This window comes from Winogradskyella maritima, from assembly GCF_042650215.1.
In the GTDB taxonomy this organism is placed as follows: Bacteria; Bacteroidota; Bacteroidia; order Flavobacteriales; family Flavobacteriaceae; genus Winogradskyella; species Winogradskyella maritima.
In genome coordinates, this window is sequence record NZ_JBHSAT010000004.1 from 458,070 (window position 1) to 477,057 (window position 18,988).

At 39.6% G+C, this 18,988-nt stretch carries 15 protein-coding genes; 4 read left to right on the forward strand and 11 right to left on the reverse strand.

Annotated features, from left to right (window positions below):
• The 3 genes from ACFOSX_RS03020 to ACFOSX_RS03030 are packed head-to-tail and all read right to left on the reverse strand — an operon-like array spanning nucleotide 1 to nucleotide 4,088.
• Nucleotides 1-1,689: a DUF6909 family protein gene (locus ACFOSX_RS03020; protein ID WP_386096882.1), complete on the reverse strand. Its 1,689-nt coding sequence runs from the start codon at nucleotides 1,687-1,689 to the stop codon at nucleotides 1-3.
• Nucleotides 1,690-1,725: 36 nt separating this feature from the next.
• Nucleotides 1,726-3,219, reverse strand: a complete 1,494-nt coding sequence (locus tag ACFOSX_RS03025) for a GH3 auxin-responsive promoter family protein (RefSeq protein ID WP_386096884.1) — start codon at nucleotides 3,217-3,219, stop codon at nucleotides 1,726-1,728.
• Nucleotides 3,219-4,088: a M23 family metallopeptidase gene (locus tag ACFOSX_RS03030; protein WP_386096885.1), complete on the reverse strand. Its 870-nt coding sequence runs from the start codon at nucleotides 4,086-4,088 to the stop codon at nucleotides 3,219-3,221. Before ACFOSX_RS03030 ends, ACFOSX_RS03025 begins: the two co-directional genes overlap by 1 nt.
• A 198-nt stretch (nucleotides 4,089-4,286) precedes the next feature.
• Here ACFOSX_RS03030 and tatA point away from each other — a divergent pair, with 198 nt between their 5' ends.
• A complete protein-coding gene (tatA, locus tag ACFOSX_RS03035) occupies nucleotides 4,287-4,466 on the forward strand; it encodes a twin-arginine translocase TatA/TatE family subunit (RefSeq protein WP_386096887.1) in 180 nt (59 codons plus the stop codon).
• A gap of 50 nt (nucleotides 4,467-4,516) precedes the next feature.
• Here the strand turns inward: tatA and ACFOSX_RS03040 are convergent, their stop codons facing one another.
• From ACFOSX_RS03040 to ACFOSX_RS03050, 3 genes are read right to left on the reverse strand one after another with little or no spacing between them, the layout of a single operon-like run.
• Nucleotides 4,517-5,491: a DUF4837 family protein gene (locus tag ACFOSX_RS03040; RefSeq protein ID WP_386096889.1), complete on the reverse strand. Its 975-nt coding sequence runs from the start codon at nucleotides 5,489-5,491 to the stop codon at nucleotides 4,517-4,519.
• A gap of 20 nt (nucleotides 5,492-5,511) precedes the next feature.
• Nucleotides 5,512-7,056, reverse strand: a complete 1,545-nt coding sequence (locus ACFOSX_RS03045) for a LysM peptidoglycan-binding domain-containing protein (RefSeq protein WP_386096891.1) — start codon at nucleotides 7,054-7,056, stop codon at nucleotides 5,512-5,514.
• A 49-nt stretch (nucleotides 7,057-7,105) separates the two neighbouring features.
• Entirely contained in the window at nucleotides 7,106-8,293 is a 1,188-nt protein-coding gene (locus ACFOSX_RS03050) for a phosphoglycerate kinase (protein ID WP_386096893.1), read from the reverse strand.
• Nucleotides 8,294-8,358: 65 nt separating this feature from the next.
• Between ACFOSX_RS03050 and ACFOSX_RS03055 the strand changes: the two genes are divergently transcribed.
• The gene (locus tag ACFOSX_RS03055) at nucleotides 8,359-9,522 is read left to right on the forward strand and encodes a DNA polymerase III subunit (protein WP_386096895.1); all 1,164 of its coding nucleotides are present in this window, start codon (nucleotides 8,359-8,361) and stop codon (nucleotides 9,520-9,522) included.
• 27 nt (nucleotides 9,523-9,549) lie between these two features.
• Here ACFOSX_RS03055 and ACFOSX_RS03060 read toward each other — a convergent pair whose 3' ends face one another.
• The 5 genes from ACFOSX_RS03060 to ACFOSX_RS03080 all read right to left on the reverse strand — a co-directional run bounded on the left by ACFOSX_RS03060 (nucleotide 9,550) and on the right by ACFOSX_RS03080 (nucleotide 17,115).
• Nucleotides 9,550-10,068: an OmpH family outer membrane protein gene (locus ACFOSX_RS03060; protein ID WP_386096897.1), complete on the reverse strand. Its 519-nt coding sequence runs from the start codon at nucleotides 10,066-10,068 to the stop codon at nucleotides 9,550-9,552.
• A gap of 206 nt (nucleotides 10,069-10,274) precedes the next feature.
• On the reverse strand, nucleotides 10,275-11,153 hold the full coding sequence (locus ACFOSX_RS03065) for a class I SAM-dependent methyltransferase (protein ID WP_386096899.1): 879 nt from the start codon (nucleotides 11,151-11,153) through the stop codon (nucleotides 10,275-10,277).
• Nucleotides 11,154-11,198: 45 nt separating this feature from the next.
• Nucleotides 11,199-13,070, reverse strand: a complete 1,872-nt coding sequence (gene mnmG / locus ACFOSX_RS03070) for a tRNA uridine-5-carboxymethylaminomethyl(34) synthesis enzyme MnmG (RefSeq protein WP_386096901.1) — start codon at nucleotides 13,068-13,070, stop codon at nucleotides 11,199-11,201.
• Nucleotides 13,071-13,139: 69 nt separating this feature from the next.
• Nucleotides 13,140-13,550: an rRNA maturation RNase YbeY gene (ybeY, locus tag ACFOSX_RS03075; protein ID WP_386096903.1), complete on the reverse strand. Its 411-nt coding sequence runs from the start codon at nucleotides 13,548-13,550 to the stop codon at nucleotides 13,140-13,142.
• The gene (locus tag ACFOSX_RS03080; RefSeq protein WP_386096905.1) at nucleotides 13,543-17,115 is read right to left on the reverse strand and encodes a hypothetical protein; all 3,573 of its coding nucleotides are present in this window, start codon (nucleotides 17,113-17,115) and stop codon (nucleotides 13,543-13,545) included. Before ACFOSX_RS03080 ends, ybeY begins: the two co-directional genes overlap by 8 nt.
• A gap of 152 nt (nucleotides 17,116-17,267) precedes the next feature.
• Here ACFOSX_RS03080 and ACFOSX_RS03085 point away from each other — a divergent pair, with 152 nt between their 5' ends.
• Together ACFOSX_RS03085 and ACFOSX_RS03090 are read left to right on the forward strand one after the other, a co-directional pair.
• Nucleotides 17,268-17,828 (forward strand): hypothetical protein, encoded by a 561-nt coding sequence (locus tag ACFOSX_RS03085; RefSeq protein ID WP_386096907.1) that lies wholly within the window; start codon nucleotides 17,268-17,270, stop codon nucleotides 17,826-17,828.
• Nucleotides 17,829-17,852: 24 nt separating this feature from the next.
• Nucleotides 17,853-18,902, forward strand: a complete 1,050-nt coding sequence (locus ACFOSX_RS03090; protein WP_386096909.1) for an alkane 1-monooxygenase — start codon at nucleotides 17,853-17,855, stop codon at nucleotides 18,900-18,902.
• Nucleotides 18,903-18,988: the final 86 nt, after the last annotated feature.

Sequence of the window (18,988 nt, forward strand, 5' to 3'; positions counted from 1 at the left end):
TTAATCGTTAAATATCTGTTCTAATATTTTGTTTGTAATCACATACGTTGGTCGTACACCCGATGTTCCCAATCCGCCTGAAGCCAATGTGCTTCCGGTTTCTAACGGGTTATCACTGGCATAATACGCATACCTCACTTTTACATCTTCATTGATACTGCCTCGCACTCTCGCAGCGGCCTGTATCGCTTTTTGATAGTGCGCCCCTTCCATTTCAAGGCCTATAACGTTCCATGTAGATTTTTTGAAAAACTTCAAAATTTCCTTGTTCTGTAATGAGGTTCCCAAAACTGTAATCATAGAGCCTTCATACACATCAACGTCGCAGTCTACCAAATCGTCTTTAGACAATTCATTTTTAAACGGATAGTTGTCTGCTGTCCCTTCAAAAATATGGGCCGAAGGAATCATTACATCTCCTTTCCCGCCTTGTAAAATCCCTGCTTTTCCCATGATGGAAATAGACTTTACATCTAAATGCACTTTCTGTCCATTCACGCTAACGGGCTTTAACAGCTCGTCCATGGTTTCGTAAGCTTGCTCACCAAACGCATAATCCATGACAAATATAACCGCTTTGTTGTTTTTGTCATCCTCAGGATAGCTAAAATCTGTTTTTGAAAAGTCGATTTTATCAGTATCAAAAATCTGAACATCAATATTTGTACCCGATGTATCCTCAATACTAATCATGCCATACTGTAACGCCTGCTTTTCTACTTTGGCACGTTGCGCTGAATTCTTAGCCTGACTTAACTCTTGAAACACCTCATAAATATCTTTCTTCCCCGAAGCCGTTTTAAGACTTTGCTTTGCAAATAAAGAGTTCATCACACTGTGCATGTTAGCACTAATGATATGGATGGGGCGCTCTAATAGGCCTTTCTCATGAAGAACGGATTTAATATGGTCAGCCCAAATCTCACCATGAATGTGATGCCCCAAGCGCTCACGCAACACAGGGCTAAACGTCACCGTACGCTTTCTGTTTTTAATGGTTTCGTCAATAGCTAATTTGCCCAGCCAGTAGACAATATTCAGTAAACGTTCGGGCTGTGTGTCCGTAGAAAACTGCTCGTAGACTTCAGAGAGTTCATTAAAGGTTCGGCCCAGAATATTCGCCGTATGCGTTATGGCAATTTCACGTTCTTTTTGGGATAGCTTTTTGTTGGATTTTATCGCTTGCTCAAGCTTTACCCAATCTCGTATTGTAGAACCCTGCTCATCAATCAAAACACGTTTGCTTATTTTGTGCGACTCTACAAACAAGAAAGTTAAGTGCGTAAGAATGTCATAAATTTCTGAACGGCCTCGCGTAATTTCAATATTCATTTGCTCCTCGTCAATACGGTAGCAATTACGGCGTCGTTTTGGAGGAATTATAGCTTTAAAGTGCGAATTTCCATAACCCTCATCACTCGTTAAATTGATAAAACTACACTCCTCAATGCCTTGTGGTAAGCGGTCTATAACATATAAAAGCCCTTCCAATTCGGCTTTTTCATCGGCAATGGAGCCGTAAATTTCTGGTCGTAATAATAATAAGGCTTCCCTAAGAGTTTCACCCGAAACGCCCATTGGTTTGTAAAATCCCCGGTTAAACAAATGGCGCATGGTCACATACATGCGCTCAATGGCATTAGAGCTTTCCTGTGCTCGCGTTCTCTCGTGTCTTCGTATCTTCCTCATTCAAATTATTTAACCTGCAAATATAGGACTATTTGTCTAATCGTTTTCCAAAAGTACATCTACAATCTTACGGTCATTGGCCAATCTCGGTAACTTGTTCTGCCCGCCCAATTTTCCAATAGATTTCATGTATAGTTTAAAGGCATCCTGCTTCACTTCAGTTACTTTCAATGGTTGAAGCACTTTCCCAACAATCAAATCTTTATAGTACGTATTTTGAGCCTGAAGCGACTCATCAATTAACCTTGAAAATTCCGCACTGTCTGAAGGTGCTTGTCCAAACTCCACAATCCATTCGTGATACGGTAAACCTGAAACTGGATTAATCTGAGGTGCCACCGTAAATTCCACAATTGTCGCGTTTGTCCTCTCACAGGCATCAGACATCGCCTGCTCCACCTCTTTACCGATAACATGCTCACCAAAAGCTGAAATAAAATGTTTAATTCGACCAGAAACAATGACACGATACGGTTTAAGGCTTGTAAACTGAATGGTGTCTCCAACATTATAGGCCCATAAGCCTGCGTTGCTAGACACCAATAACACATAGTTAACGCCAAGTTTTACCTCGCCAACCGTTAGGCGCTTTGGGTCGTCTTCAAAAAACGAATCGCCTTCAATAAACTCGAAAAACATTCCGGAATTTAACTGAAGCAACATCCCTTTTTCACTTTGTTTGTCTTGGTAGGCAAAGAAGCCTTCGCTAGCAGGATAGAGTTCTATGCTGTCTACCTTTCGGCCTATCATGTCTTCAAACTTAGCACGATAAGGTTCATAGTTCACACCTCCAAAAATGAACAAATCAAAATTCTTGAATATGTCACCGACCTTCTTTCCGGTTTTTGCCATTAAGCGTTCAAAATACATTTGAACCCATGACGGTATCCCCGAAATTACGGTCATATTTTCAGGAAGCGTTTCTTCAACAATCGCATCCACTTTGGTTTCCCAATCTTCGATACAATTGGTTTCATAGCTCGGTAACCGATTCTTTAAAAGATAGTTGGGTACGTAGTGCGCTACAATTCCAGATAATCGTCCTAACTGAACGCCATTTTTCGCCTTTAGAATAGGACTGCCTTGTAGAAAAATCATTTTGCCGTCTACAAATCTAGTGTTACCAGTTTCAGCGATATAATGCAAAATAGCATTCCGAGCAGAGGCAATATGGCTCGGCATGCTTTCCTTAGTAATTGGGATGTATTTTGAACCCGAAGTTGTCCCTGAAGTCTTTGCGAAGTAGAGTGGTTTGCCTTTCCAGAGTATGTCCGACTCACCTTCAACAACTCTGTCTACATAAGGTTTCAAACCTTCGTAATCCCTTATGGGGACAGCCCTGACAAAGTCTGCGTGGGTTTTTATAGCTTCAAACTTATGGTCTTTTCCGAATACGGTATCCTTCGCGCCTTCGATTAATTCCTCCAAGACTTTTTGTTGAGTCTCTTCGGGTTTAGACGCCCATTGTCTCGTCTGCCATGCGACATATTTAGCAAAGGGTTTTGCGAGTAACGCTTTAAGTGATGGCATTATTGAAAGTCTATAAAATTGGTTGGATTAACGGGGTAGCCCTTACTCCATAATTCAAAATGAAGATGTGGCCCAGTGGTAAGTTCACCGGTATTGCCGGATAAGGCAATGACTTCTCCAGCTTTTACTAAATCGCCTTGGCTTTTGGTGATGGCACCGTTGTGTTTGTATACCGAAATCAGCTCATTGGCATGTTCTAAAATCACCACAAAGCCTGTTTCTAAAGTCCACTCGGCAAAAATTACGGTTCCGTCAGCAGTAGCTTTCACGGGAGTTTCTTCTGCCAAAACCACGTCTACGGCGTAGTGCTTGTCTTTAATGCTGTAGCCTTCAGAAATAATACCATTGACAGGTGGAAACAAAACAAAACTTGACAGGTCATTTTCCGACGCAAATAGGTTATACTTATCTTCTTTGCTGACTTTTTCGCGTAAAAGGGAGTCCTGTTCGTTAGGAACAATATCATCTAAATCGCCTTCATTCCTTGATGCGTTTGCAATAGAATCTCGATTTAATTCAATTTCTGAAACATCACCTGTCAACACTTTTCTAATCGAGGCATAGTAGCGTTCATTAACTAAAATTTCCTGCTGTAGTGAATCCGTTTTGTAATTCAACTCAGTCGCCTTCTTCTTCAAAGCTGTTGAAGAATAACCAGGAATATATTCTCGCAAAGGCGTAAAGGCAATTAGAAAAATAGTGCCAACAATCAGGAAAATTGAAGTCAGGGAGGTCAAAACAAATACGTTGAGGCGCGTTAATTTAATTGTAAAGCGTTCTTCAAAAGTGTCTTCATTGAGAATGACCAAGCGGTACTTGTGCAGTAATTTCTTAGCAATTCTCTTTTTCTTTTTTTTCTGTTCTGCCATGTCGAACAAATTTAAATAAAAATTCTGCTCTGATGCTTAACACGAAAGTGATAATCCATAATATTACATGTAGAAACAGAATCCATCCCGACACTTCGGTACAGAGACACAATATTTAATGTGAGTAAAGCCTAAAGTTGCCTCTAGAACGCAATTATTTAAGTTTAATTACTAAATTTGCCCTCTAAACCTAATGTTATGATTTTAAGTACAATTCCTTTATGGATTGGATGGCCACAGGTAGTGTTGATTGCTGTGGTAGTGTTATTATTGTTCGGAGGTCGTAAAATCCCTGAACTTATGAGAGGTCTTGGTAGCGGATTAAAGGAATTTAAAGATGCTTCAAAAGACGAAAATTCTGAAAAAGAAAAGAACTAAAAACCAGTTCTCAAACCCATAAAAAAGCCTCGCAATGCGAGGCTTTTTGTTTACTTTATATTAATGGACCTTATAATGGCCTCCAATTCAAAAATATATTTTCGTTTGTCTAGTCGTGGTGCATAAACATAACCTTCAGCGACAAGCCAACGCTTGTTGACTTCGTCTTTAATAGCGTAGTTTACAAATGGGCCCGCCATATAAGCGCCTTCGATACGCCACATACCACGAGTTTCAATGGTTTCTTTGTTATCAATGCTGGTTTTAAATTGCGAGGGCGCATAATCTTGTTGTGTTGTCATGACGATACCATCTTCTCCTGGAATTTTTGTTGCTGATATCTCGTCCCTTAAGGTTACAACATCAACAATAGTGCTATCGCCCATGCTGATACGCTCTAGTGGCACTTCATAAAACATTAGCGCCATGTTTTCATTACTGCTGAGGTTTTTACGCACCCAGAAAAACTTGTCGTCGTTAATGGCGATTCTGTAGGCCGAAGGAATATCAATGGTAAAACCAAGTGCAGACTCCATTTCCTCGTCTTTCAATAAGGATTTATTGATGCGTCTTAATTTCTCTTTGACCTCTTCTTTTTTGAAAGCGTCAATGATTCTAGCTGAATTCTCATTCAATTGGTCAATGATATCTTGGTCAGTTTTGCCTTTTACTTCGACAACGGTTTGAGGCTTAGCATACACATCTCTGTAAATGGCAACGCCAGATGAATCAGTTTTTTCAACCTTTAAAACCAATCGGCTTCGTCTTGCAAATCCTGTAAATACCTGTGTTGGGATTTGACGTAAATTGAATTGTGGTTCATCTTGAGGCAAACCTAAAACGGGAGCTGTCAACACCTCACGAATACCCTCACCTACACGGTCATTCCACAATAAATTATCGGCAACGACCGACACATTGTTAAGGTTTCCGTTTGAAGCTGAAAGGTATTTTTGATTGTCCTTGGTGCCCTCACAAGATGATAAAATAAGGCAAAGACAGAATAAAGAAAATAGATATTTCATTTTAAAAAGGTGGTTTTTTATTATTTTGAAACGATTAGTTTCATACCAATTTTTAGCTTGTTACTGCTAATATCGTTCCAATCTTTAATATTCTGAACAGAAACACCCGAAAATTTTTGCGCAATACTCCATAGCGAATCGCCTTTAGAAACGGTGTAGGTTTTTTTGCCTTCGGTGTTGACTACCGTTTTTGTTGTTTTGTTTGAAGCGCTCGCAGAAGCCACAGGGTTTCTTGGATAGATGGTAAGACGTTGTCCTATCTTGAGGTTATTGCTTCGTAAACCATTCCAACGTTTAATATTACTCACACGAACACCATATTTTCTTGCAATCTTCCCCAAATAGTCACCGCTTCTAACACTGTATCTAATTTTACTGTCATTTTCAATGAGCTGAGGCAAGGGTTTTTCGCGTTTATCCAATTCAGCTTTCGCGAAAGCGTAAATCTCTTTTTCGTTGTTGACAAAACGACCAATGGCGTAACGCGGTAGTCTTAACGTGTAGTTTTCACCTTCTACTACCGGGATAATATCCAATTTATACGAAGGATTAAGATATTGTAGTTCCTCAATTTTAAGGTCGGTCACTTCGGCTACTTGGTCTAGAGTAATCATCTGCTTTACCCTTACCGTATCGGTTTCCACATATTGATATTTTGGTCGCTCGGGTTTAAAACCGTGTTCTTCGGCAAATTCAAAAATATACATCGTGGCCAAAAACGCTGGTACATATCCCGCGGTTTCACGAGGTAAATTAGCTCTAATATTCCAGTAATTTTTATAACCACCTGAACGTCTTATAGCTTTATTGACGTTGCCCGGACCAGAATTATAGGCTGCCAAAGCCAAGTCCCAATCCCCAAAAATGCGATATAAACTTGCCAAATATTTCGCCGCCGCTTCCGTGGATTTAATGGGGTCACGACGTTCGTCCACATAGCTACTTACGTCTAAACCAAATTGCTTTCCTGTAGCAAACATAAACTGCCAAAGTCCAGTGGCGCCTACCCTAGAACGCGCTCTTGGTTTTAATGCTGACTCCACAATGGCAAGGTATTTTATCTCAAGAGGGATGTTGTAGTTGTCTAATTCTCGCTCAAACATGGGAAAATAGTAGTGACTCAAACCCATTAAGCGTTCCATGGAGGAGCGCCTGTTTTTTAAATAATTCTTGATAACACTTTCTAAAGACGGATTATATTCTACATTGAAAGGTGTACGTGCATTAAGCCGTTTTAAGCGTGCCTTTAAGGTATCTGTGGGTAACTCTGAATAATCTACCGGTGTGTATTTGAGCTCTGTCACTGACTTGTAAATGGTGTCGTACAAGGAACCGCTATACAATTCTGTCAGCCATTTTTCATCAATTTTTGCCGCCAATTCCATGTCTTCAAACGAACGGATGATGAGGCTATCGACCTGCTCTGGTTTAATATTGGCTTTTACCATTTTTTGCCCATCAATAATCGTGTCAACCACAACTTTGTTAGACGTACTGTCTTTCGCAACCTGAGACCAACTCAGATTTAAAATAGACAGCATTAAAATGGTGAATTTCAATTTCATTATAAATAGGATATCATTATAAAAACGCTTTTGAAAGCGTCATCGTATGTTATTGCATAATCGCCGCGATACCTGGCAGGGTCTTTCCTTCTAAGCTTTCTAGCATGGCGCCTCCTCCTGTACTAACATAACTTACTTTATCTTCAAATCCAAATTGTTTTACAGCTGCAACGGAATCGCCTCCCCCAACGAGTGAAAACGCACCATTTTTAGTCGCCTCGGCAATGGAGTCTCCTAGTGCGATGGTGCCTTCAGAAAAATTCTCTAATTCAAAAACACCGAGCGGTCCGTTCCAAAGTATGGTTTTGCATTGTTGCACCACTGCATCAAAATTCTTTAACGACTCTGGTCCGGCATCCAAGCCTTGCCAGCCATCTGGAATTTGACGAACATCGCAAACCTGCATATTAGCATCGTTACTAAACGCATCTGCCGCAACAACATCAACTGGCAAATGAATATGTACGTTCTTTTTCTTAGCCTTCTCCCAGATCTCCAAAGCGAGTTCCATTTTATCATCCTCGCAAATTGAATCACCGATTAAACCTCCCATAGCTTTAATAAACGTGAAGGTCATTCCACCACCAATAATCAGATGGTCTACCTTATCTAGGATATTTTCAATCACAGTAATTTTTGAAGACACTTTTGCGCCGCCCAATACGGCTAAAACAGGAGATTCGCCATCTTCCATCACTTTTTTAATGCTTTCTATTTCCTTGGCCAACATCAATCCGAAACACTTGTTTTCTGGGAAAAAATCAGCAACAATAGTTGTAGAAGCGTGTGCTCTGTGCGCCGTTCCGAAGGCATCATTGACATAAATGTCTCCTAAACGCGAAAGTTTCTCTGCAAAATCTCGGTTGCCTTCGGTTTCTTCATTATAGAATCTTAAGTTCTCCAGCAGTAGGATTTCCCCTGGTTTTAAGTTTTCGGCTTTCTCTTCTGTGTTATCGCCAACGCAATCTTCAGCAAATTTCACTTCTACTCCCATAGAATCTTCGAGTTGATTAATGATGTGCTTAAGGGAAAATTCCTCTTGTTTCCCTTTGGGTCTACCTAAATGCGACATAAGTATACAGCTCCCACCATCTTCAAGTATTTTAATTATGGTAGGTTTTGCGGCCTCGATTCTAGTCGCATCGGTAACGTTGAAATCATCGTCTAGGGGCACATTAAAATCAACTCGGATTAAGGCTTTTTTATCTTTAAAATTATAGTCGTTTATAGTCTTCATTTGGATTATTTTGAAGAACAAATATAAAGATTCAAAAGCATAAAAAATTTACATAGTTTTGCCACATGCTGTTTAAGGACATCCTTGGTCAAAACCATATAAAACATCATCTTACAACAAGCGTTGATGCAGGACGTATTCCGCACGCACAATTGTTTGTTGGCCCAGAGGGTTCGGGGACTTTGCCCATGGCCATTGCCTATGCACAGTATATTCTATGTGGCAATACCAATGCTGAAAATACTGGTGGTAATGAAGCGTGCAATTTAAAGTTTAACAAATTGGCGCATCCCGATTTGCACTTTGCATTCCCTGTCTTTAAAAATGACAAAGTCAAAAAGCATCCTGTTTCCAGCTTATTTTTGGAAGAATGGCGACAGCTTTTAGACCAACAGCCTTATGGCAATCTGTTTGATTGGTACCGTATTTTGGGGGTTGACAATAAGCAAGGGCAAATCGGCGTGGATGAGGCGCATGATATCGTAAAATCCTTGGCCTTAAAGGCCTTTGACGGTGGTCATAAAGTGATGATTATTTGGATGGCCGAGAAGATGAATACTCAAGCTGCCAACAAGCTTTTAAAGCTGATTGAAGAACCGCCAGAAAAAACTGTTTTTATATTAATTGCTGAGGACGAAGAGCAAATTATCAATACCATTCGCTCACGTTGCCAAATTTTACATTTTCCACCCTTAGCTGAAGATGCTATTTCTGAAGCCTTAGTGGCCAAATATCATATCGATGCGCGTGTGGCACAAAAAATTGCGATTCAAGCTAATGGAAATTTTAATAAGGCTTGCGATTTAGTGTATCAAGACAGCGAAGATATTCAGTTTGAAAAATGGTTTGTCTTCTGGATTCGTTCCGCATTTAAAGCTAAGGGCAATAAAGCGGCAATTCACGACTTAATCTCATGGTCGGAAGAAATTGCAAAGACTGGGCGAGAAACCCAAAAGCAATTTCTTCATTTTTGCATTGATTACTTTAGACAAGCGATGCTTTTGAATTATAAAGCGAATTCCCTAGTGTATTTAGAACCAAAATCCGATGATTTTAAACTTGAAAAGTTTGCACCTTTTGTTCATGATTCTAACATCATGGATATTTCTGAAGCCTTGCAAGACGCCATTTACCATATAGAACGTAACGGTAATTCTAAAATAATTCTAACCGATTTGTCGATTAAATTAACGCGTTTGTTGCACAAAAAAAGCCAAGCAAACGCTTGACTTTTAATAAGTTGCGTTTTAAATTGATTATTCAGACTTTTTAAGGTCCTTGTTAATCGCTTCAATTACTTCTTTGGTAATATCCTTGGCTTCTTCGCCATATATTACACTTCCGGCTTGGTTCTTTCCTAGAATAAAACTGTAACCATTGGCCTTTCCATAGTCGCCAACCAATTTATTCATTTTAACCAAAACAGAGTCCATTTCTTCATTGAAAGCCCCTGTCATAGATTGTTGCTCCATTTGCACACGTTGCTCTAAAATCTGACGCTTCTGCCCTAATTCGGCATAACGTTGCTGTGCTTTCTTTTGTGACATCTTTTGAGATTCCAACTGAAAAGCCTGTGTCTCCAATTGAAAATCTTTGCTAAGACTGTCGATACGTTTTTTGAATTTATCATCGATACCTTTGTATTTGGCCTCAACATCAATTTTTAGTTGAAACTTTTCAATGACCTCGCCGTTATCTATAAATCCGATTTTTTGAGGTTCTTGACAAGACGAAACTAAAAGCACTAGCGCTAAAATTTTAAATATTTTTTTCATGATTCATTTTTAATGTAAGACTGCAAAAGTAAAAAAGAAGGTGACTAAATGAATATAATTTACCTGTATAGCGAAAATTAATAATTCTGTAATTTTATATTGTAAACACCTATTACAATCAGCGCTTTTTGGCGGGTTAAAGCGCCTTTTGAAAAGTCACGCCCATAAATTCCCTTTGTAAACACAAGAAATGCTCTTAAAACGGCTTATTTTAAGTTTTCGATGTTTTTAAGCACATATATGAGGCTCGATGCTTCTTTTGAACGTATGGCCTTCCAATTTGAACAAAGACCGACCCAAAACCCGTTAATGAAATTCATTTTGCCTGTTTTATATTTTTCAGAAAGAAGGCTGACATAAAATGCATCAAACCACATGGGTTTGGTTTTGATGACTTTTATATCAACTTGCTGGAACAATTTTGAAATTCCTTCTTGTGAAAAGTGCCAAAGATGCCTGGGTACATCATAAGCCGCCCAAAACTGTTTGTAATATCTTGCATCATAGCTCTGATAATTTGGAACAGCTACGACCACTCGTCCATTTGGTTTTAACAACTGTTGTATCACTTTTGCATGATTATCTAAGTTTGGTAAATGTTCCAAGACATGCCAAAGCGTAATGACGTCAAAACTGTGTTTTGGTAGATTAAGTAATTCCGTAGTATGAAAAATTTCTGGGCTTTTCGTTTTTGTTTTGGCTAAAGTCCTTGCGTTTTGGTCGGGCTCTATTCCGGTTATTGTCCAGCCGTTTTTTTTACAGATTTGAAGAAAGTCACCTGTGCCACATCCAATATCCAAAAGTGTTTTTGATTCCGTTCTAAAAGAATTAATCAAACGCAATTTCTGATTTAACGCTACGGATTTAATTTGATGGTAAACCTTTTCGAAAAGGTTTCGCCTCCCGTCCGTGTGAGAAATGTAGTCTTCGCTTTGATAATATTTAGGAAGACTTTCCAGAGAGGGTTGCGGTGAAGTTTCCAAACGACACATTCCTTCGTTGTGGATTAGCTCAAAAGATTCACCAGAAACAGAGTGGTCTTTAAGCTGAATAAAAACAGAATTATGGTCGGGATTTGTATTCAATATTTTGTTCGTTCCACGTGGAACATTTTTGTTTGTAAAACAGGTTTAGCGTCCTAAGTAGACTAACAAAACAGAAATATCGGCTGGCGAAACACCACTTATCCGTGATGCTTGAGACACCGTTACGGGTTGTATTTTATTCAACTTACCGCGTGCTTCAAGACTCATCGACTTTAGTTTTGAATAATCAAAATCAGCAGGAATCTTAACGTTTTCTAGACGTGTTAACTTGTCTGCATTGTTCTTTTCCTTTTCGATATACCCTGAATATTTAACTTGAATTTCAGATTGCTCCAAAACCTCAGCGTCTAAGTCGTTGGATTGTACAAACTGCTCCACGCTCTCAACTTTACGCATATCGTCCATCGTTACATTAGGTCTCGCAAACAATTTAAACATCTTATCCTGTTGTTTTACGAGTGCCGAATTTTTGGTCTCAAGAATGGGGTTTATCTCCTCTGGTGTAACGCTGGTATCTTTAAAAAATTGAACAAAAGCTTCGGACTTAGACTGCTTTTCTTCCATGCGTCTCAACCGTGTTACGGAAGCTAAACCTAATTTATAACCTTTCGGGGTTAATCGAAAATCGGCGTTATCTTGTCGCAACAAGGTTCTATATTCAGCTCGAGATGTAAACATGCGATAAGGTTCTTCCGTTCCCTTAGTGATTAAATCATCTATCAAAACACCAATATAAGCTTCGTCTCGCTGTAGAGTGAACGCTTCTTTCTCTTGTACTTTTAAACTGGCATTTATTCCCGCCATCAAGCCTTGAGACGCCGCTTCTTCATAACCTGTTGTGCCATTAATCTGACCAGCAAAATAAAGGCCATCGACCAATTTGGTTTCGAGCGTATGCTTTAATTGCGTTGGTGGGAAATAATCATATTCAATGGCATAGCCTGGTCTGAAAAACTTCACATTTTCAAAACCTGCTACAGAACGTAATGCTTTAAATTGAACATCCTCAGGAAGCGAAGTTGAGAATCCGTTGACATAAACCTCTACGGTATTCCAACCTTCAGGCTCAACGAAAAGTTGATGCCTATCCTTATCCGCAAAGCGATTGATTTTATCTTCAATTGAAGGGCAATACCTCGGCCCAACACTTTTAATTCGTCCATTAAACATTGGGGAGCGATCGAAGCCTTCTCGCAATAAATCATGCACCTCCGTACTTGTATAAGTCATGTGGCAAGACCGCTGATTCTTTAAGGGTGAGGTTATGTCTAAATAAGAGAACTTTTCGGGTCGCGCATCACCAGGTTGTTCCGTCATTTTTGAATAATCAAGTGAGCGACCATCGACACGAGGTGGTGTTCCTGTTTTCATTCGGCCCGACTCAAATCCTAATTCACGAAGCTCTTCTGTAATTCCTGTCGCCGCTCTTTCACCTGCTCTTCCACCACCAAAGTTTTTGTCACCAATATGAATCAATCCATTTAAAAATGTTCCATTGGTCAACACTACAGATTTCGCTTTAACCTCAATTCCCAATGACGTTTTTACACCGACAACCTTATCCCTTTCTATAATTAATCCCGAAACCATTTCTTGGTAGAAGTCTAGGTTTGGGGTGCCCTCTAAAAGCAATCGCCAATCCTCAGCAAAACGCATTCGGTCACTTTGAACTCTTGGGCTCCACATTGCGGGACCCTTAGATTTGTTAAGCATCTTGAATTGAATCGCAGAGGTGTCTGAAACAATACCACTGTAACCGCCAAGCGCATCAATCTCTCGCACAATTTGGCCCTTTGCAATACCACCCATAGCCGGGTTGCAGGACATTTGTGCAATATTCTGAAGATTCATAGTAATCAACAAGGTTTTACTGCCCATGTTCGCGGCAGCGGCGGCGGCTTCACTACCAGCGTGACCCGCGCCAACGACTATAACATCATACACCTCGTTAAACATATCAAAAATATTCAGTGTTCCACGTGGAACAAATTAAAAGTTTGCAAATATACGCTGAATTAAAGATAATTACGAACGCTTAGCCAAGTAGAAATCTTCCTTTGATCGCATTGCTTTTTCTTCATCTTCAGACTTATCCTTGTAACCACAAAAATGAAGTATACCGTGAATGATAACCCGCGCCATTTCATTAGTAAATTCCGTGGCGAATGTTTCTGCATTTTCTTTTACGCGATCCACTGAAACATAAATATCACCGTGTAGTTCTTTTCCTGCCGAATAATCAAAACTAATAATATCCGTAAGGGTGTCATGATTCAAAAATTCAACGTTGATTTTATGCAGATAGTCATCCGAACAGAAGATATAATTGATTTCCCCCTCCTTAAGGTTTTCACTCAAAATGGTTTCAGAAATCCAATCAGACACTTGCTTTTCGTTGTCTAAATTAAATGGTATTTCGTAATGGAAATTAATCATCCTTCTTTTTAAAATAGTCCTGCACTTTCTTCTTGTAGCGCTCGCGCAAAGGTAAGGCTTGTCTATTTAAAATCTCTGTAGTATTAAAATAGGATTTTGCTGTTGGAATTTGGCTTCCGTTGGTAGAATTATAGTTTTTTCTGTTGGTTTTCGATTCGCGCTTATCGTCTTGGCCTTGTGTAAAGTTCGCTTCATTCAACTTCAGTAACTGATGCTGTAAATCCATCATTTTTTGAAGGGTTTGGTTGGTGAAACCTTGGTTGATTAAATCGAGCTCCACCTCTTCCATTTTCTGAATTAAATCACCCACATTGCCTTTACTTCCTTCTTTTCCAATCTTATCCTGTAAAGCTTGGCGCAACTGCTGTTGCTGTTGATAAATCTTATACAGTTCTCCATTTAACTCTTCATTACCGCCTTCACCATAACCATTTTTTTCACCGTCTTTACCATCTTGTTTTCCATCTTTTCCGTCACCTTCGCCCTCGCCATTTCCTTCTCCATTCTGCTGGCCAGATTGCCCTTCTCCCTGCTGTTTTCCATTTTGTCCCTGCTGACCGTTTTGACCATCTTTACCCTGTTGGCCTTTTTCGCCTTGTTCACCTTCTTTGCCCTCTTTGCCCTTTTCACCAGGCATTTCTCCAGGTTGTTCTCCCGGCTTCTCTCCGGGTTTTTCGCCTTCCTCGCCCTCTTGTCCCTCTTGACTTTTCTTGACAGCCTCCTCCATTTTTTTGTTTAGCTCTTCCTGCGTCATAATGATATCTGGCAACTGCATGTCACCCTCTCCTCTCTGTCCTGGTTGCATGTTCATGGACATTTCCATGTTATCCAGCGTGTTGCTTAAGAAATCTGCAAGCTCGTTGGTTGCTGTAATCGTATATTGTTGCGCCGCCGTACCTTGGTAAAGGCGATTCTCAGCCAATTGCTCTAAAGCTTTATCTATATTAAAATAAACCTCCGTTATTTGCTTGTTGACATTCTCAGACAGTTTGGGATTGCGCAAAGACAACGCAAATAGGCTGTCATCGATATGTTCAAAATGCTCTCTTAACGTGTTTTGACGAATAACAAATTTGCCAAACTGATTATGGCCGATATCGATATCCTTAAATTGGTCCATCAAACCTTCTTGGTCAAAGGAAAACCGAATAAGGTTATCTAAAATTTGACGCAACATTTCAGCATCTTCTTGCATTTGGGAGCCTCCGCCTCCACCGCCACCAGATTCCATCATTTTTTTGAACTCCTGGCTCATTTGCTTCATTTTCTTTGAGGCATTCTGTTGCTTTTGCTGTGCGTTCTGCTCTTGCTTTTGGCCCTCTTGCTGTTCTTCTGGTTCCGGGCTATTTTGCTTCTCTTGCTTTTCTTTTAATGATTCTTTAGCTTCCTTCTGATCCTTTTTAATGCTTTCTTCTAACGACTTGTCGCTTGGCACGTCTAAAGGCTTTCTTAGTTTGCGATTCTCGCTCTTAAGCTCCTCTATGGCTTTCTGTATGTCTTCAAACTTTTTATTGAGTTCTTCTTGTTGCTTCTCGGTATTCTCGTCGCCTTTCTTTTTTGATAATTCTTCCTGCTCCTTGGCTAGCTCTTCAAGCTGATTGGTGATTTTTTCAGCCTTCTTAGTCACATAAAAACGCTTGGTCAACTCCAACAGTTGTTCCATACTGCGCTTTTTATTTTTATTCTGTTTGGCCAATTCTTCCAGCTTTTGCGAAAATTCTTCCTTGCTGATTTTATCACGAAGTTTCTCTAACTCCTCCAACAATTTTTCGTCCTTCTTTAGCTGTTCCTCATTATCCTTTAATCGCTCTTTGAGGTCTTCCTTAAATTGGTCCTTTTCTTCCTTTTCATTTTGAAATTCTTCCAAGTTCTCCTGCAACTTCTTGTTGAAATTCTTCATCAACTGCTCCTGTTGCTTCTGGCGCTTTAAGAAGTCTTCAAACTTCTTTTTGTCATTAAAATTTAAGGCTTCTTTTTCCTTTTGAGTCTTGGATAACTCTTGAAGGTTTTTGTCTTGCTCCTGAAGTTTTTCAAAGGTTTCGTTAATCCCCTCAATCGTTTCGTTTTGCTCCTGAAGTTGCTTCTCCTCCGTCTCCTCTTGCGTTAGCTTTCGATAGCCAAAAACAGAACTTTTTATGCGCTTGTAATTATGAACGGCGTCGTTATCGAACACTTCAAAATACAATTCGTAAGACACCCCGTCCTTAAGGTTCAACTGGTCTGGAAATGCCGATACAAACTCGACAAACGTAAACTTAGATGTGGTAATTGGTTCTACCACCCTCTGGTCTTCCTTACCCACCGGATAATAGACCAGATTCACTTTGCTGATACCATAATCATCACTTGCCTGACCGTAGAAATACAGGGACTGATTGTCTAGCGAATCCTTTTGCATTTTTAAATCCAGCTCTGGGTAAGCGTCTTTCACGACATTCAATGAAAAGGCCAGGTTTTCGTAATCTTTTAAGTTGGAATTGCTTGTCGCCAGGTTGTAATTGTAGTTTTTATAGATACGTTTTGAAGCCGTGTATTTAGCTTGGTCTTCCGTCTGAAAGCCAATCGTGTCTTCGGCATAGATGCGAACGTCGGTCGTGGATTTTGTATTGACTTCCCAACGGACTTTGGTGCCTTCAGGTATAGTCGCACTTCCTGAACTTTTTAGTGTCTCGTCTATTTTTCTGGTATGTGACGGGTAATCCAAAACCATATCAAAGCTCAATAAGGTCGGCACATCAGTCACTTCTAAGGTGTATTCTTTTGAAGTAATGCCGTTTGCCGTGAGAGAAAAGGTAATGGCCTCCGACGGACGCTCAAAAACATACTGAAATTCGCCTTGAACAATCTGTTGTAGATAAAAATTCTGGTCGTTGAATTGAATCATGGCATTCTCTGGAATCACTGTCCCGGCTGTTTTTGCCAATAGCCTGAAATCTTTGTTTTCAATGGCTTGTAAGTTATCGTTCAATACAAAAAACAGGAACGGTGCTGGTGGTTCATAAGCCGTTTTGTAATTCACAACACGTTCATAGCTATCGCTAAACCAATCAATCTTCCCCGAAACAAAAGAGAGTAAAATAATAGCCACAGGAATGGCGGCATACTTCAGATATTTAATATTCGACTTGAAATTTACAGCCATCTGAAACGGAACCGGCGACAGCTCTTGCGACTTCTGTTCTATTGAGGCTAACAGCAAATCCGACTGACGCTTGCTTTGGTTTAGCTGAAGTACGTTCAATAATTTATCATTAACCTGAGGAAAATGGCCGCCTATGATTTGCGAGGCTTTTTCATTATTGATGCCTTCCCTTAAATTGAATAATTTCAGCAGCGGAAAAGCAATAAATCTTATGAAGAGTCCTAGTTCTACAGCAATGAACGTCCAAAAAAGGATGGTTCTTAGTGTAGGACCCAACCATAGGAAATACTCAATCAACAAGGTGAAAATGAGATACAGCAAGCCAATGGCAAAAAATAATATGACGCCCTTAAGTAATTCATTGACGTAAAATTTACGGATAAACTGCTCTAACTTAGACTGTATAGTTTTAAAATTGCTCATGGATATCTCTAGAACTCACTAATCTACAATATATTTTGTTTTACAATTTGTTAAAATTGGCAAGATTCTGTTAATTTAGTACGTTTTCACTGAGAATGAGCCGAAAATTGAGCAACTTCCCTACATCTACAAACCGTAAACTCTAGAGCGATATGAGAATACCATTAATTAGCTTACTCGTCCTTGTTTCAAGTTTTGTTTTAGGGCAAGATAAAAGTCCTGAAATATGGACTGAAAATGATAACGCTCAATACGCTAAACTAAAAGGGCTAGCAAATTACATATATAAAAAAGAGCGTGCTCAAATTTCAAGGGACACACTTTTCACAAACTATGTCTATTTTGAAAATGTCTTAAATGATACTGACACTGAAAGAAAAGAAAGACGTGTTATCGCTTTCGACACGCTTTTTTGTTTTTTTAAAAAAACCGTCGACAGCATTGGGTTAAGGAATCTTGAAGCAAAACCCGTCAGATTTTATAAAAACCATAAAATATATGAACCCTTCGATGCGGAAAAATCTAAACAAAAGACTTTGGCCGGAGAAAAAATGTATGCAAAGCATGATAATGTTTTTGCCTATTACCGTAAGGAAGACCCTAAAGAACCTTTAGGCGTTCTATTATTTGAGCCTGATACTGACAAATTAGCAGCATGGATTATGTTAAGCCAAGGGGGTTATCGATACTTTTTGACGTTCAACTTGTTGTAAATAATGACAAAAAACACCTACTAAATGAAAGATTTAAAATACTTAGCGGCCTTTTCCATTCCTATCGTCGCTATTTTGGGTTTAAGTTTGAAAGGACCTTTTGCTTGGGCAACAGTTGTCTTTGCATTTGGCGTTATTCCTATTCTAGAATTGATTTTTCCCGTAGATACAGAGAATCTGGACGCTGAAGAAGTGTCTTCAAAATTGAAAAAGCGAGTGTTTGATTGGTTGCTGTATCTAAATCTACCATTGGTTTACGGCGTTTTAATATACGGATTGTATGTAGTGTTTAGTTCAGACTTGAGTATGCCTGAATTTATCGGTTTTGTGTTTTCCGTCGGTATCGTTTTGGGGGTTAACGGCATCAATGTGGCACACGAACTGGGCCATCGTCAAACTACCAACGAACGTTTTTTAGGAAAGGCTTTGCTCCTGCCTTCGTTCTACATGCACTTTTATATTGAACATAATTTTGGTCATCACTTACACGCCGCAACACCAGAAGACCCAGCAACGGCACGTTATAATCAATCCGTCTATTCCTTTTGGGTGACATCTACGTTTCGGCAATATCGTAATGCGTGGAAGCTCCAAACTAAATTATTGAAATCTCAAAACCATGGTTTTTTCAGTTTTAAAAATGATATGCTCTGGTATTCTGTTTTTCAAACAACCTATCTGGCTGTGATTTTTATAGTCTTAGGACCAAAATCGTTGCTTTTTGCTGTGCTTTCAGGTTTTGTTGGGTTCTTGTTATTAGAAACCGTAAATTATATTGAGCATTATGGATTGCTTCGTCATAAAACCAAATCGGGGCGTTACGAGCGTGTCCGCGAGATGCATAGCTGGAACTCAAATCACGTCATCGGGCGCATTGTTCTCTATGAATTGACCCGTCATAGCGACCACCATTATAAGTCTTCCAAAAAATATCAGGTTTTGGATTGCCATGATGAAAGTCCGCAAATGCCTTATGGTTATCCGACATCTATGGTTATTTCGCTTTTGCCTCCGCTTTGGTTTAAGATTATGAATAAGCGAGTTCCGGAGAGCATGATTACTTCGAGAGATTAGAAATAAGATGTTAGACTACTTAGTTTTTGGTGTGAGGCAACGCGCTGCTTCTTATCGCTTATTTCTTGATTCTTCCTTTTGATGGA

Bases quoted from the DNA above. Each gene is read 5' to 3' on its own strand.
- ACFOSX_RS03020 (WP_386096882.1), bottom strand. From the start codon at position 1,689: ATGAGGAAGATACGAAGACACGAGAGAACGCGAGCACAGGAAAGCTCT.
- ACFOSX_RS03025 (WP_386096884.1), bottom strand. From the start codon at position 3,219: ATGCCATCACTTAAAGCGTTACTCGCAAAACCCTTTGCTAAATATGTC.
- ACFOSX_RS03030 (WP_386096885.1), bottom strand. From the start codon at position 4,088: ATGGCAGAACAGAAAAAAAAGAAAAAGAGAATTGCTAAGAAATTACTG.
- tatA (WP_386096887.1), top strand. From the start codon at position 4,287: ATGATTTTAAGTACAATTCCTTTATGGATTGGATGGCCACAGGTAGTG.
- ACFOSX_RS03040 (WP_386096889.1), bottom strand. From the start codon at position 5,491: ATGAAATATCTATTTTCTTTATTCTGTCTTTGCCTTATTTTATCATCT.
- ACFOSX_RS03045 (WP_386096891.1), bottom strand. From the start codon at position 7,056: ATGAAATTGAAATTCACCATTTTAATGCTGTCTATTTTAAATCTGAGT.
- ACFOSX_RS03050 (WP_386096893.1), bottom strand. From the start codon at position 8,293: ATGAAGACTATAAACGACTATAATTTTAAAGATAAAAAAGCCTTAATC.
- ACFOSX_RS03055 (WP_386096895.1), top strand. From the start codon at position 8,359: ATGCTGTTTAAGGACATCCTTGGTCAAAACCATATAAAACATCATCTT.
- ACFOSX_RS03060 (WP_386096897.1), bottom strand. From the start codon at position 10,068: ATGAAAAAAATATTTAAAATTTTAGCGCTAGTGCTTTTAGTTTCGTCT.
- mnmG (WP_386096901.1), bottom strand. From the start codon at position 13,070: ATGTTTAACGAGGTGTATGATGTTATAGTCGTTGGCGCGGGTCACGCT.
- ybeY (WP_386096903.1), bottom strand. From the start codon at position 13,550: ATGATTAATTTCCATTACGAAATACCATTTAATTTAGACAACGAAAAG.
- ACFOSX_RS03080 (WP_386096905.1), bottom strand. From the start codon at position 17,115: ATGAGCAATTTTAAAACTATACAGTCTAAGTTAGAGCAGTTTATCCGT.
- ACFOSX_RS03085 (WP_386096907.1), top strand. From the start codon at position 17,268: ATGAGAATACCATTAATTAGCTTACTCGTCCTTGTTTCAAGTTTTGTT.
- ACFOSX_RS03090 (WP_386096909.1), top strand. From the start codon at position 17,853: ATGAAAGATTTAAAATACTTAGCGGCCTTTTCCATTCCTATCGTCGCT.